The sequence below is a fragment of the Vibrio genomosp. F10 str. ZF-129 genome, assembly GCF_000287055.2.
Taxonomy (GTDB): domain Bacteria; phylum Pseudomonadota; class Gammaproteobacteria; order Enterobacterales; family Vibrionaceae; genus Vibrio.
Genome location: NZ_AJYQ02000119.1, coordinates 14154 through 28386 on the forward strand (window position 1 = coordinate 14154; position 14233 = coordinate 28386).

Here is a 14233-nt window from a genome sequence, read left to right on the forward strand (position 1 = left end):
GAGTGTTGGATTAGGTGAAGACGAGAACTACTGGCTGTTGGCTTGTTTCGCTAACTCTGCCGCCTTTTTCTTGGCACGTTTAGCCGCATCTTTTTCAGCCAGTTTTTTCAATCCTGCTTTGGTATAAGCCGTGCCCGTTGCATGAGCGATATCGCGGATAACACCCCATTCTTCTTGGTAAGAAATCGGTGAGAAGCGATCCGCACCTTTGAATGATGCTCTCATTTCAGGTGTGAAACGGTAGCTGAAGAAGGCTTCGTTAATTTTGTCTACCAGTTCTGGTTTTAGGTTATGAGCGTAACCGAATGCCGAGGTAGGGAATCGTGGGCTGCGGTAAATGATTTTCAATACAGAATCGTCTACACGACCAGCGGCTACCATACGATCGTAGACATCAGATGCCACTGGTGCCGCATCGTAGTCGCCATTGAAGACACCCAAAATAGATTGGTCGTGTTTACCAGAGTAAAGTACTTTGTAGTCTTCATCGGGTACTAACCCTTCAGCAGGAAAGAGCGCACGTGGTGCAAGGTTGCCTGAGTTGGAAGAGGCAGATGTGTGTGCAACCTTTTTACCTTTTAGATCAGCCATCGTATCGATGCCACTGTCTTTGCGTACAATAGTGATGAGGTTATAGCCTTGAAAACCCGACTCGTCACCTTTCACTGCAATGGGTACGTAACCCGCTAGGTTCACGGCATAACCCGTTGGGCCTGTCGAGAAGCCAGCAACGTGAAGACGACCAGAACGCATCGCTTCTACTTGTGCAGAATTAGAGTGAACCGTGTAGTAAATCACTCGCTTGCCAGTAATCTTACTGAGGTGAGCTTGGAAATCTGCAAACGCGTCTTTGTACAATGCAGGGTCTTCAACTGGCGTGTAGGTAAACACCAGCGTACTTGGATCGTTCCACTCATCTGGATTCTTCGGTGAATCAGCCACTAGATCTTGGTTTTCGTCACAGTATCGATCGTCTAACACACCACGGCTAGAGCAGTCGCTTGCCATAGCCAATGAAGGGAGTAGTAATGAGCTAGCGATTAACAGTCCTTTAACACTGATTTTCATATTTAAACCTTATTTTTACTTATTGTTGAAAGTCACCATCGTTATTGCAGAGTTTGTGCCATGTTTTTATCCTTTTATTTTCAATAATTTAACCAAGCACAAAGAATATCAAATAAACTTTGTGTCATTGCTGTCCAATTAAATGACCTTCATTTGGGTCATTATTGTCCTCAAAAGCCAGTCCTTAAAAATACAAGATACATAGATTCAAGCTCCTTAAGTTCAAAGGCAAAAAAAGAGCCCGAAGGCTCTTTGGTTCACTGCTTTTTCTCTTTCTTTTTCTTGAAAATTTGTCTACTCGGCCACGCACAGAAATGCCTCTAAATAGCGACGGGCCTAATACATCCCCTAAGCCTCACTGTCCATGCAGTTAGCGTAGTAAGTGACGGTTGCTGGCCAATCACTGAACACCCCTAACACACCAACATCTTGTGCCAATACATCGAGCATTTTCATCATATCGCCATCATTGTTAATCCCTTGCTTAACACTTTGGTAATACCAACCACCACCTTGTGCAAGCGAGCCTGAACGCTCTAGGGTCCATGCAATGATATCCAGATCAGCACCCTTCGCTAGCTTCGCGTAGTTAGATGCCACCAGTTCATTGTTCTCATCGAGATCGACCAAAGCAAATAGAGGGGGTGCGATGATTTTTACACCTGCATCGTGCAGCTCTTTCATATTCTCTACAGAGGCAACAAAGTCAGCTTGCTCATAAACACGATCATCCAGATAAACGGCTTGTTTACCGAATTTAGGGTTTTCGTTGATCCAGTACTTCACATCGTCAAGGTTGAATGATTGCAAGTAAGTATCAGAAGGCTCAAAACCTGCGTCTTTCAGTTCATCCACCAGCTTTTGTGCATACATCTCTTGAGTAAACCCGTTGAAAGGCATTTCTACATCCGCCGATTTAAGCTCAGGCGTCACTTTCACACCATACTCTTTAAATAACGCCGCACTTTCAGCATGAGTCATTAATGTGCCGCTTTGACTATAAAGGTCAGTTCTCCAGCCCGGAGTCCCATTCATGTACTCTTCAACCGTGGTTGCTTTAGGGTTTGCACCATCCATCTTCCCTTTCAGTGTCTTAAACTCAGCAAGAGTGAAATCAGAGGTGCGACATTCCGCTTTGGCATCTTCGCCAGTCACGGGGTTAGCCGGTGTAAATGGCGTCGAACACTTCTTCGCAAGGTCTGGATGAGCTAAGACATCCGTCGTTGTGTGCAAATCACTTTGTGAGTGACGACATACCAAGGCTTTATCTTTTGTAAACGTAACATCACACTCCACGACGCCCGCGCCCATTTGAATCGCCGCTAAGTACGATTCTTTCGTGTGCTCTGGAAACTGCATGGCCGCTCCGCGATGCCCAATAGAAAAATCGCTACGATGAAAAGGCCCTTCACTGCAACTCAGCAGCTTCGTTTTCAAAGGGCTCTCGTCCATATTGTTGACTAAAAAGAGTGGACGAGGACCTAAGTCTGCTGACTCTTGCGCAGCCCATGCCGTTATTGAACTCACGCCAAGTATCAGTGCAATAGAACCTTTCAGTATTTGCTTCATGTTTGTATCTCCTTGCAACAAGCAATTATTTTCTCATTTCCTTATTCAGCCACTCGGTGCTGGATAACCGTCGCGTACGCTTTGGCTATACCCCGAAATGACCTCATGTGGACTCAAGCCACTGCGTAGGGATTGCACGCATTGTGCCAAATACTAAAAGTCTTTTATTACAATAAGTTGAATATATTCTTTATTCATACCACTTTTAAATGAGTCATTCTTGTCCCTATTAATCGCTGACCGAATACTCAACTCATTTCGCCATGCAAGTCGTTTCGCTGACGTCATTGGGATGACCAGTCATTAAGGAGTTTTGGAAAACAATCTTAGAAAACATCGGTTATGACATTTTGAAACTGTCTTTATCCAGTTGATGCTTTTTCATTTTTCGGTAAAGGGTTTTACGGGGCAGATTCAACTTGCTAGACACTTCGTTAATATTGCCTGAGGTTTCAATTAACGCTTCCATCAAGACGTTTCTTTCGTAATGCTCCATCTGCTTTTCAAACGCAAAATCCTCACCCGACGCCTCGCAAATGGGTGACTGCAAATCAAAACCATCCCCCACAATGCCTAACACAAATCGCTCAGCGACGTTCCTTAATTCGCGAACATTCCCCGGCCATTCGTGCCGACATAACTGCTGAATTTGTTCGGGATAAATCGTCGACGGACGTGTTTTGTACTTTTGACTGGCTTGAATCACAAAGTGTCGAAAGAGTACCTGAATGTCTTCTTTTCTATGGCGAAGTGCGGGTAAGTTTAAGCTCGCAATATTAAGGCGATAGAAGAGATCTGAACGAAAACCACCTGATTCACTTAAGTTCGCTAAATCCGTTTTGCTCGCAGCGACAACGACGATATCGACGGAAATCAGTTCATTCCCACCCACACGCTCAATCATGCGTTCTTGTATCACGCGCAGTAATTTGATTTGTACCGCCATTGGCATGCTTTCTATTTCATCAAGAAACAGTGTCCCACCATTGGCTTGTTCAATTTTTCCAATTCGCTTTTTGTTCGCACTGGTAAACGAACCCGCTTCATGACCGAACAGCTCACTTTCAATAATGCTTTCCGTCATACCGCCACAGTTAATCGCCACAAATGGCTTAGATTTTCGGCGACTGAACTGGTGTAAAGCCCGTGCAATGACTTCTTTGCCTGTCCCTGTTTCACCATTAATAATGGTATCAACTCCGGTACGAGACAAGGCCAACACTTGCTTGCGAATGTTATCGATTTCTTTTGATTGACCAATCACAACCGATTCAATTGGCCATTCGACCACTTCCCCATCATCGCGAGTTTTCGGTCGATTTTGCTGGCTTTGAATCAATGCCAGATCGAGTTTTTCGACAAGCTCCCCCGGGTTCAATGGTTTTTCTAAAAAATCAAATGCCCCCGCTTTCATCGCTTCTATCGCCATCGGAATATCGCCATGCCCACTCATTAGCAGCACTGGAACATTCGGCGCGCGATTTTGAATGGAACTCAATAACGTTAATCCATCCACTTTGGGCATTCGTACGTCACACAACACCACCGATTGGCAATTCGCATTCAGTGATTTGAGGCCGACATTTGGGTCCGTAAACGGTGTCACGCTAAAGCCTTCAAGCTCCAGCATTTCGCTCATGGCTTCGATGACGTCTATTTCATCATCAATGAGGACTATGTGTTTTTGGGGAGTCATAAGTGTGTGCCTTTTGGAAGGGTGACGATAAATTCTGAACCTTGGTACTCAATTGATTCAACACGAATCGAACCGCCAAAGTCTTTGATTATGTTGTATGCAATAGACAAACCTAGCCCAAGCCCTTTGCTCGTGGTTTTGCGGGTATAGAAGGGGTCAAACAAAAAAGGCAGTTCATCTTTGGGGATGCCTAGACCATTATCACGCACTGAAATTTCAACCGTCGCTGGAAACGCTTTTACTGATATTTCAAGGCGAGGATGATCACAGTGCTCAACGGCGTCTAACGCATTACTGATGAGATTCACTAATACTTGCTCTAGTCGAATGCGATTCGCTCGAACGTTAAGCTCTGTTTGTTTTAGGTAATCAATCGACAAGGTATTTTGTCGGGTTTCAAACAGCTCTATTGCATCCTCAATGACGTTCGACAACACCACATTTTCTATTTTCCCATCGCTTTTGCGCGCAAACGCTTTTAAATGGCCGGTAATCGCCGCAATTTTTTCGAGCAACCGTTCAATTTTATACAAATTGGCTACGGCCTTATCTGACCGTTCTCTCTCTAACCATAACTGAGCACTGCGAACGTGACTATTGACGGCTGTCAGCGGCTGATTAATCTCATGAGTAATACCCACGCTGAGTTGACCCAACGCTGCAAGTTTCCCCGCTTGGATCAACTCGTCTTGTGTCACTCGCAATTTGGCCTCCGCGATGGTGCGCTCTTCTACTTCGGCTTCTAACTTGCGATTGGTTTGTTTAACGGCTTTGGCGGTTGTTTGGAAAACCTTTAGGTACTTCGCCATCTGAGTGACTTCATCTTTTCCGCGTATCGACACTTCAGTATCCAGATGACCTGTCGAGATCGCGAACATGTTATCTTGCAACTGTAATAGACGTTCTAGAATACTTTTACGAACATAAAACCATGAGATAGCCGCCGCCGCGAGCACACTAAATAAAGAAAGAAATAGAGAGAGCCGTTGATTTGATTGAAGAGACAGTTGTGCCTGTTGAATAGACTGGTCAATATTGCCATTGACCTTGTTCGTATTACGTTCAATCTGGACAGTCAACTGGTTTAGGTGTTCTCGACTATTTTGAAGGAAATATTGCTCTTGATAACGATGATCTAACGCTTTGTTTTTAAGTACATACAAACGGCTAGTGCTCGAAGCCAGGTTGTAAATAATCGCTAACTGGCGATCGAGTTCTGGAAATTCACTTCTTAAATCACCACTCACCCACAGTGTCCACCACTGTTCGCCGATTTGCTCAAGACGATTGCTGGTGTAATCCAATTCATTGAAACTGGAGTCGTTATACAATTTCTCGACTAAGCCAAGTTGGTAATAAAGCAGTGATCTCAGTTGAATGTACTGGATCTTCTCTTTGCTTTTGGCTGGCAAACGGTCAAGCGAATAGCTTGCTTGCTGCAATAAAGGATAAAAGCCCTCAAGCAAACCCCATAACTCTCTGTTCAGCGCGTTTGATTCGATTTCACTCTGATAAAGCAAACTAAGACTGTTGTTAACTTGCGCGATAAGGTCTTTAAAATAGGCGTGATAGTCTGGAAAATTCAGCATAATACTATCCATCACGAGAATAGCATCTTGTATTTCTTGCATCGCATGTTTACGTTCTAAACTCGAATCTGCCTCGCTGAGCTGAGAGGAGGTGGTGATGATCACCCTCACCATATCATTCAGGCGAGACGCATGATCTAGGGCTGGAATCTCACTTTTTTTGAGTGTTATCAGCTGCTGATTCAATTCATTAAACGTCGATGATGAAAAAACAGAAAGAAAAATCGTGGTCATCGAGAGTATCGCGAACGCTAAAACGAGGCGTAACTCTATCCCTTTCCAGCGAAACCATTTCTTAGTCGGCACTGAGCGTGCAAATGCGCCGTGGATGCGTGTAGTGCATGGCTTTGTTTTATCTATGGCTTGATAAGCATCATTAATCACAGAGAATACCCTCTCAATGCTTTTATTATCGTGTATTAAGCGAACGAGTTTAAGAACAGTAATCGCGTAGTTTCATCCATTTTCTTATTTCAATACATACACTTTTGTTACATTGATCGCATTCATCACATATGAGATACAAATTACTTACAATTATCCCCTCAGGTTCAAACTTTACTTTTCCATTCAGGTTTCCGTAACAGAAACCTTCCGCCTTTCAGAGTCAATCATCATGATAACCCACATCTTTTTAGTCGATTTGTCGGTATATCCAACGAGAATCGGGGCAATCATCAACAACTCAAATCTCACCTTTTCCTGTCTCACATTTATGAATGAGCTTCAAATGGCATGCATTTACATTGATAAATGTTAATGATTGGTTAACTGTATGTATCCATCATTACTATCAGGAAATAAAAATGAAGTGGATATTCGTGGCATTCGTTAGTGTTTTTTCTATGTTTACTTACGCGAAAGATTGGAAACAAATTCGCTTTACTGTTGAAGGAGCTTACCCACCGTTTAGTTGGACAACACAAGACGGAAAATTGGAAGGGTTTGAGGTCGATTTTGCCAACGCCCTGTGTACAGAGTTAGGTGTGAAGTGCATCATCTCGAAGACAGATTGGGACGGTATTATCCCAGCTCTTTTAAGTCGCAAAAACGATGCGATCATCGCAGCAATGACGATTACCGAAGAACGAGAAAAGAAAGTTAACTTCACTATCCCATACGCCAAAGTTCCAACTCGCTTTGTCATGAAAAATGATCGGGAAATTAACCTAACGGATGGCAGTTTGAATGACCTAACCATCGGGGTCCAAAGAGCGACCATTGGTGATAAGTATCTTTCCGAGATCTACCCTGATGTCGATATTCGTCGCTACGGCACATTCGATGAAGCCTTTTCTGACTTACTGAATGGTCGTCTTGATGCCATTTTCGGTGGTGCAATGGGGTTAAACGCGGGCTTCCTAGAAACAGACCAAGGTAAGGGCTACCACTTTACTGGGCCTAAATTTACCGAAGAAAAATGGTTTGGTCGTGGTATTGGGGTCGCAGTGAGAAAACAAGACAATGAACTAAAAGAGCTTATAGATAACGGTATACAAAGGCTGATCGACAACGGGCAACATCAAAAGATTGCGAGCAAATACTTTTCATACAGCATTTACGAGTAAACGCTTACTCACGGCAATGTAACTCTCAGTATTTGGGGCAGAGACGAGTCGCCCATGATGGTTAGCTTGAAACGCCGCACAAGCTGGTGATAAATGTGCTACTTTGTGCAATCATCAGTCTCAGACACAAAAAAACCGATGTTAGGTTGCTAACATCGGTTGTTGAATTTTTCACAGGCAGTGAAATGATTTCGACAATGTTTTAAGCGGTTCAGCATTCATGTCTACGGGTGTAGAAACGCTTTGATGACCTACTGCTTTTTACCGCCAACTTGAACATAATCAATACCGATGATGCGATTGATGATACCCAACGCAGAATCAGTATCAGAATCAGTCGCTCGAATGGTTTCAACGGTCGCGCCTTCAGGAACTAAGTCCATTGCGCGGTCTTGAGTGTTACCTGGAATCTGCAACCCTACGATATTAAAGCTTTCAGCATGTGCGGTATAAACTTCATCATTATGAGTAATCCCTGAACAACCTGCTAGTGACATAACACCTAAAATACACAATAACTTTTTCATAAAATACCTTTCAATGAATAGGGTTTAGATACCGCGCCTTGCAATATCTTTCGACCATTAATGAGTAGTATTCCAGAGTCGTTTCGTCTTTACTGTATGGCTTTGTCAGCCGAATCCTGACAAAGAGGGAAGGTCATTGTAAACAGAGCGCCCTTGAGTGTTTTGCTTTGCCCAACCTCAATAGTGGCATCATGTTGTTCGCAGATTTTCTTGACGATAGATAGCCCTAGCCCATGGCCACTTTTGGCTTTGTTACGAGCTTTGTCACCCACGTAAAAAGGGTCGAATAGGTGAGAGTGATGCTCTACAGCAATACCATCGCCATCATCGTGAATCTTGATACGCAGTTCATGGTGATGCGCTGTCGCCTCTAATAGCACTTGAGTCCGCGCATATTTAAAAGCGTTACGTACTAGGTTGTCGAGTGCTCGGTTGAGTAACTTGGCATCGGCCTGTATTGATTTAGGTTGATCTGGCAACAATAAATGAATGTTGAGATCGGTTTCTTTGTTCCATCGGACGAGGGCTATATCTAGGAAGCTTCTTATCTCCACGGGTTCTTGAAGCACGTCTAACTGACTACTGTCTAGCTTGGCATAATATAAAAGCTCATCGACCATTTGTTCCATCTCTTCTGTATCTTCAACGATGCTATCAACGGTCATTTTTTGCTCTTTAGTGAGCGGTGTGTCTTTTAACATTTCAGCTTGCCATTGAATACGAAAAATCGGCGTACGCAATTCATGCGCGACGGCATTAGTGAGTGATCGATTACTTTCAATAAGGCGATTGATTCTGTGGGCCATGAGGTTAAACGATCGGTTGAGCGAACCAATAGCAAGGTTGCTCGAGGTTTCGGCTCGTGAAGAGAGATCCCCTTCTGCAAAGCGCAGTGTAGCGGTTTCAAGTTTTTTGACTCTTCGGAATATGATAAGAAGATGCCCTAGCCCGTAGACGAGGAAACTTAATAGGAAAAACAACCAGATGAGATTTTCTTCTAGCTCCACTTTTTGTCTAACTGGCGCGTCGTAATTGATCACGTAGTGGTAAACATTGTCACTTTCAGCCAAACGGAACCACAATTCACGCTCCTCGTCGTGAAATATTGCACTTTCAGGACGAGCGGTGAAATAGTTTGTGACCACCGCGGGGATTTCATCGTTATGTCCTAAAATGGTCAATGTCATCTTAGACGTGTCAACAAACTGTCTCATAGCCTGATGCGCAGCATCAATACCTTGATGTTTAGCAATATTTTCTATTAGCTGCTGATGAGCGACGGCTTCATAGTCTTCTAGTACATAATCATAATCTGTCGTGAGCTGAAAAACGAAGACCTCATAAGCGACAATACCTGTCATAAAGCAAACCAGTAAACCCAACAAGGATTCCAAATAAATACGTCGCATAATTACTCTCTGTCATTACGCTCATTTTGAACGTGTTAGCACCACGCGGTTGAAACAAACAGGTAACCTTTGCCGCGAATGGTCTGGATTTTTTCTGCTGGGGTTTTATCGTCGCCGAGCAATTTTCTTAATCGCACGATCTTGTTATCGATGGTTCGGTCGATACCGTCGTATTCAATGCCGCGCAGTGTTTGCGTTAGGTAATCCCGAGATAGTGGTGCATCGGGGTGGTTCGCTAACAACCACAGGAGGTCAAATTCACTATCAGTCAGTGCTAAAACGTTGCCTGCAAGCTCGCATTTTTTGTAGGTGTTTTTCAGTACAAGTTGGTCAAACTTCAGGTGTTCTGAATCGTCGACAAGCAGGCTGTTAGACTCCTGACGGCGCAATAACGAGCGTACTCTTGCCAGCAGAACTCTGGGTTTGATTGGCTTCGTGACATAGTCATCAGCTCCCGTTTCTAATCCCGCAACGTGGTCAAAATCATCATCGCTGGCGGTTAGCATTAAGATCTTACCGTTATAGAGAGCACGCGTCTGTCGGCAGATTGTCAGCCCATCGGTTACAGGAAGCATTAAATCCAATAGCACGATATCAGGTTGTTGAGAGAGGATGGTGTGTGCAGCGTCATTGCCATTATCTAACGTGGTGACATCGAAATCTTGCGTGACAAAATAGTCTTTCAGCATTTGCTGCAGTTTCAAATCGTCTTCAATGATGATCATTTTCGCTTTCGTCATTCCATTACCAGCCTTATAACGTGTTGAACTCGTGTATGGGTTTATGCGGGTATGAGGCCCCAAAACACTCGTTTTTCTTTAGATTACAATCAACGCTTATAGATTCAAAGATCGTTTTGTAAAATGACGAGGGCTCATTCGTTACTTGGCTGAATAACACCCGTCTGGCATCATGCGCCTAGAAAATCAGTGGCCGGTAGAAGGCATAGTGAGTATGAAGGTAGTCAGTGGTAGAAAATAGCCAACAATTGAGTAGCCGTTACGACGAACAGGGTTACTTCGTTATCAGAAATTATTTCGATGACGCTCAAATTTCATCGCTTCGACAGGTGATATTGAAATTCCATGAATTATGGAAAGCAGACAACCAGGAGTTCTATCAAGAAGAAGCGTTTAATTCGTCTTTGATTACGGGAAGCGAATATTTACCCGTCGACGATAGAGCAGCACTCTTTGATTTCATCAGCTCAAAAAAAGTCATGGATGTGGTCGATGCGGTGATACCAGACAATCCAGCGTTTATGAATACTCAGCTGTTCTTCAACCCTGTCAATCCGAAGCTAAAAGACTTCTGGCATCGTGATTGTCAATATGACTATGACATTGAAGACCAAATGAACGTCATACTAGGCACACAAGTGCTCCACCTTCGCGTTCCCCTATTTGATGAGCCCGGTATGGAAATCATACCCGGAACACACAAGCGATGGGACAATGAAGAAGAATACAATGTTCGCCAAGAAGTGAATGGCAAAGTCAACAGTGATAGTATATCCGGCGGTAAACAGATCACGTTAGCAGCGGGAGATTTATTGGTGTTTTCAGCGGATATGATCCACAGAGGACGGTATGGATTGGATCGTTTGGCCTTAGACATTTTAATTTTTGATTCGGCTGCGGATTATGTCGACTATGTTGATGACGATTGTTTACCAACACAGTCAATGCTAAATAATATGACCGACCCAAGGTTATTCATGAACACGCTGCGTCTAAAGTCGATGGTGTGTTCTTAGGAAACGGCCAAGATACCACCGGAGTTTCTTGGGATTAGGTATCATAGAATTAGATTGAATTAAATTGAATTAAATTAGCCCTAAGCCCATTCACTGCAGCAAGAAGAAAGATCCTCTCGATAGCTGCCGAATCGGTTCAAATCCAACAACCTCCCTGCCATGCTTACATACCAATACCTATTGGCAGTGCCGAGCGTGGTTCTCGATAATATCTTGGTAACGTTCCGTGCGTTTAATGTCGTCGAGAGCTCTCTGCCATCGCGCCACTTCTTCATTGCTCGTGTTGGGTGACATAGCAAGATATAAATGTGAAGTAAGTAAAACGACATCGGTCGCGCGCAGCGTTGTTGCTGCTAAATTGTTTTTTGATAATAGGCAAGGTAAGGCAGCGTGACCAATAGGAAAATAGTCGCCTCGACGCTTTATGAGCATTTGAAGTGCAAACCCGCTGTTATCTGATAGAACAATGTTCTGATACCCTTCATCTCGTAAAATCTGCTCTTCTGGATACCCTTTAGAGACCACCACAACGTCGTTTTCTTTAATACTTTCCTTATCACGAGGCGGTTGTCCATTTAGCTGATAAAGGGATACTTTGTCTGAGTAGAAAGGCCCAACCCACTTAAACCATTTCTCTCTTTCTTTAGTACGTGCGACCGAAAAGAGGACATGGTTTTCTTTTGACTGAGTTAAACTCATTCCTCGGTTCCAAGGTAATACCTCAATCTCAGAATCAATGTTTAAATCCTCTAAAAGCCAATCAACGATTTCAAAAGCCATACCATCTACCTTTCCATTTTCAGTCGGATAGGCAAATGGCCGGAAGTCTTCAGTAATGATGCGATACTGGGATTGTGCAGCACAAGAAAAGAAAGTCCCAGCCCACGCTAAAAGAAGAAACGCTCGATACATACTTCAACACTACTCTGATTCACAATATTATTAATAGTAGTCAGTTTTGGTTGAGTACATAACAATTAAGAAGAAAAATCATTAAAAATGTGCATATTGTAAATACTTGCCCATGCTGTCAAATAGAGCATAATTAACTATTATCTTAATGTTTACACACGAAACCTCTTTACCACATCTTTTAGCCTCTCATTTGATTCCAACAAACAACCAATATTGGACTGTGTCGCTTTGGCACTATCGATAAGATCACTCGCTATGACATTGATAGTGTTGATATTTATATTAATCTCTTCCGCGACAAGGCTTTGTTGCTTAGAGGCCACCGCCACCTGAGACGTTAAATTCGCTACGCTATTTACAGAATTTCCCATCGATTCCAAGCGATTTGATATTTTTCCAGTTTGCTCCGCGGAAGAAACACTGGCTTCGCTGGTTTTACCCATGCTATTCGCCACACCGAGCGAAAGTGACGTTAAGTCTGACAGCATCGTATCTATTTCATTGGTACTTGTTTGAGTACGAGCCGCCAACGCTCTGACTTCATCCGCTACAACCGCAAAACCTCTTCCCTGTTCACCGGCCCTTGCCGCCTCAATCGCTGCATTGAGTGCAAGCAAGTTAGTTTGCTCTGCAACACCTCCGATAACAGTTAAGACCTCATTGATCCGAGATGCTCCATCACTCATTTGGGCCACTCGCTCAGCCATCACCTCAAATTGATCCACAAAAGCTTCAACACAAACCACCGCTTCATTGACCACCTTTTGCGATTGCTTCATTTCGCAGATGACAGTTTGGGTCAACTCCGATGCAGAAACCGTGCTTTGCGCAACCGATTCAGAAGAAGCCGTCATTTCCGTCATGGCCGTCACCACTTGCTCCGTTTCTAACGCATGGCTATTTAGCTTATTCAAGTTTGAGTCAGCTTGATCGTGTACAAGGTTAAGAGAATGCGTAATTTGATCTGATGACTCCGTAATTTCTTTTATCATCAATTGCAGATTAGAAATAAACTCATTGATAGCCTTCGCTATTTGACCTAAGTCATCATCATTTTTTATAGGCAATCTCTGAGTGAGGTCGCAATCCCCAGACGACAGGCTAATCACTAGTCTTTTAAGCTCGACAATAGGACGGAACAAATACCCTAGAGTTACAATTAAAATCATGGCTGCAATAACGACAGAAACCCCTCCACCAATCAACAGCTGCTGCCAAGCATCTTTCAGTACCTCATCAATGATTTTTCCATTGGTTTCCAGTGTAAGGTGCCACTTTTTTTCACCAAGAACCTTAAAACTCTGAGAAAAGAAAAGGGATTCATTGTTATCTTGGGTATATTTAAATACACCCGATAATTGTTCCAGAAAGCGGTCATTAATAGCATCCGCAACGAACCTATTTTGCAGTGACTGCCCTAGAATGTCAGACGAAGACGTTGAAAATAAAACCTGCTGCTGTTGGTTATAGATGGTTTCTTCGGCCGTCTCTATATTGGCTTTTTGGAGGAAAGCATTAAAACGCTCTAAGTGTATATTCAGCGTCAATACACCATATTTGACCGGTGCAGCAATACTGACCGTTGGCTTGCCCGTTTTTGGATCTTGATAGAACCCCGTCACGCTGGTTTGTTGTTGCTCCATCACGAGAGTAAACCATTGTGTCTTACGCGGATCACTCTCGGTCACGTCTAACATGCCATTTTTTGCAGAAAACCCAGTGCCATCAACAAACGCGATAACCACATCGTCCACGCTGTCTGTTTCTGCCATTAAGCCTAACGCAGTCACCATATCTTTTGGGTTGCGCCTTGTTTGGAAGTACTCTGCCGAACGTTCCAAATTACGAACATTGGACGCAAGCCATTGCTCTATCTTGTAAGACTCTAAGCTCAAGCCCAGCTCTATTTTCTCAATCAGGTTTTTCTCTAAATCTTGCTGGTATTTACTAAACAAAACCATATTGCTAACCGCAATACCTGCCACCATTAACATGATGGACCCAATGATTATTTTTTGCTTAAACCCGATATTGTTCATCCATGTAGAAAGCACGCTCTCACTCCCCTATTTCTCTCCACTGCCGATAATGAACAAAAAAACAAGCCCACTAACACTTTGATTCCTTGGGGAAAAT

At 43.4% G+C, this 14233-nt stretch carries 11 protein-coding genes; 2 read left to right on the top strand and 9 right to left on the bottom strand.

Annotation, left to right across the window (positions count from 1 at the left end; translation table 11 throughout):
• Positions 1-27 precede the first annotated feature (27 nt).
• From phnD to A1QO_RS15370, 4 genes are all read right to left on the bottom strand, one after another.
• Positions 28-1068, bottom strand: coding sequence for a phosphate/phosphite/phosphonate ABC transporter substrate-binding protein (phnD, locus tag A1QO_RS15355; protein WP_017035259.1), 1041 nt, complete (start codon positions 1066-1068; stop codon positions 28-30).
• Between the two features lie 348 nt (positions 1069-1416).
• Positions 1417-2637, bottom strand: coding sequence for a glycerophosphodiester phosphodiesterase family protein (locus A1QO_RS15360; RefSeq protein ID WP_017035257.1), 1221 nt, complete (start codon positions 2635-2637; stop codon positions 1417-1419).
• A 340-nt stretch (positions 2638-2977) separates the two neighbouring features.
• Complete coding sequence (locus A1QO_RS15365) at positions 2978-4333, bottom strand: sigma-54-dependent transcriptional regulator (protein ID WP_017037003.1); 1356 nt, start codon at positions 4331-4333, stop codon at positions 2978-2980.
• The gene (locus A1QO_RS15370) at positions 4330-6282 is read right to left on the bottom strand and encodes an ATP-binding protein (protein WP_241790475.1); all 1953 of its coding nucleotides are present in this window, start codon (positions 6280-6282) and stop codon (positions 4330-4332) included. The genes A1QO_RS15365 and A1QO_RS15370 overlap by 4 nt, the downstream gene beginning before the upstream one ends.
• A gap of 446 nt (positions 6283-6728) precedes the next feature.
• Here A1QO_RS15370 and A1QO_RS15375 point away from each other — a divergent pair, with 446 nt between their 5' ends.
• Positions 6729-7490: a transporter substrate-binding domain-containing protein gene (locus A1QO_RS15375; RefSeq protein ID WP_017040910.1), complete on the top strand. Its 762-nt coding sequence runs from the start codon at positions 6729-6731 to the stop codon at positions 7488-7490.
• A 251-nt stretch (positions 7491-7741) separates the two neighbouring features.
• Here A1QO_RS15375 and A1QO_RS15380 read toward each other — a convergent pair whose 3' ends face one another.
• From A1QO_RS15380 to A1QO_RS15390, 3 genes are all read right to left on the bottom strand, one after another.
• The gene (locus A1QO_RS15380; protein WP_017035253.1) at positions 7742-8017 is read right to left on the bottom strand and encodes a hypothetical protein; all 276 of its coding nucleotides are present in this window, start codon (positions 8015-8017) and stop codon (positions 7742-7744) included.
• 89 nt (positions 8018-8106) lie between these two features.
• On the bottom strand, positions 8107-9426 hold the full coding sequence (locus A1QO_RS15385; RefSeq protein ID WP_017035252.1) for a sensor histidine kinase: 1320 nt from the start codon (positions 9424-9426) through the stop codon (positions 8107-8109).
• 35 nt (positions 9427-9461) lie between these two features.
• A complete protein-coding gene (locus A1QO_RS15390; protein ID WP_017035251.1) occupies positions 9462-10166 on the bottom strand; it encodes a response regulator in 705 nt (234 codons plus the stop codon).
• Between the two features lie 227 nt (positions 10167-10393).
• Between A1QO_RS15390 and A1QO_RS15395 the strand changes: the two genes are divergently transcribed.
• Entirely contained in the window at positions 10394-11182 is a 789-nt protein-coding gene (locus tag A1QO_RS15395; RefSeq protein ID WP_017040911.1) for a phytanoyl-CoA dioxygenase family protein, read from the top strand.
• A 177-nt stretch (positions 11183-11359) separates the two neighbouring features.
• On the opposite strand, the gene A1QO_RS15400 is transcribed toward A1QO_RS15395, so the two are convergent.
• Together A1QO_RS15400 and A1QO_RS15405 are read right to left on the bottom strand one after the other, a co-directional pair.
• Entirely contained in the window at positions 11360-12094 is a 735-nt protein-coding gene (locus A1QO_RS15400; RefSeq protein ID WP_241790472.1) for a substrate-binding periplasmic protein, read from the bottom strand.
• Positions 12095-12246: 152 nt separating this feature from the next.
• Positions 12247-14151 carry a methyl-accepting chemotaxis protein gene (locus A1QO_RS15405; RefSeq protein WP_241790473.1) on the bottom strand — a complete coding sequence of 635 codons (1905 nt, stop codon included), beginning with the start codon at positions 14149-14151 and terminating at the stop codon, positions 12247-12249.
• Between the last annotated feature and the right edge of the window lie 82 nt (positions 14152-14233).

Excerpts from the sequence above, each read along its gene's own strand:
- A1QO_RS15360 (WP_017035257.1), bottom strand. The coding sequence starts at position 2,637 with ATGAAGCAAATACTGAAAGGTTCTATTGCACTGATACTTGGCGTGAGT.
- A1QO_RS15385 (WP_017035252.1), bottom strand. The coding sequence starts at position 9,426 with ATGCGACGTATTTATTTGGAATCCTTGTTGGGTTTACTGGTTTGCTTT.
- A1QO_RS15380 (WP_017035253.1), bottom strand. The coding sequence starts at position 8,017 with ATGAAAAAGTTATTGTGTATTTTAGGTGTTATGTCACTAGCAGGTTGT.
- A1QO_RS15365 (WP_017037003.1), bottom strand. The coding sequence starts at position 4,333 with ATGACTCCCCAAAAACACATAGTCCTCATTGATGATGAAATAGACGTC.
- A1QO_RS15375 (WP_017040910.1), top strand. The coding sequence starts at position 6,729 with ATGAAGTGGATATTCGTGGCATTCGTTAGTGTTTTTTCTATGTTTACT.
- A1QO_RS15390 (WP_017035251.1), bottom strand. The coding sequence starts at position 10,166 with ATGACGAAAGCGAAAATGATCATCATTGAAGACGATTTGAAACTGCAG.
- A1QO_RS15400 (WP_241790472.1), bottom strand. The coding sequence starts at position 12,094 with ATGTATCGAGCGTTTCTTCTTTTAGCGTGGGCTGGGACTTTCTTTTCT.
- phnD (WP_017035259.1), bottom strand. The coding sequence starts at position 1,068 with ATGAAAATCAGTGTTAAAGGACTGTTAATCGCTAGCTCATTACTACTC.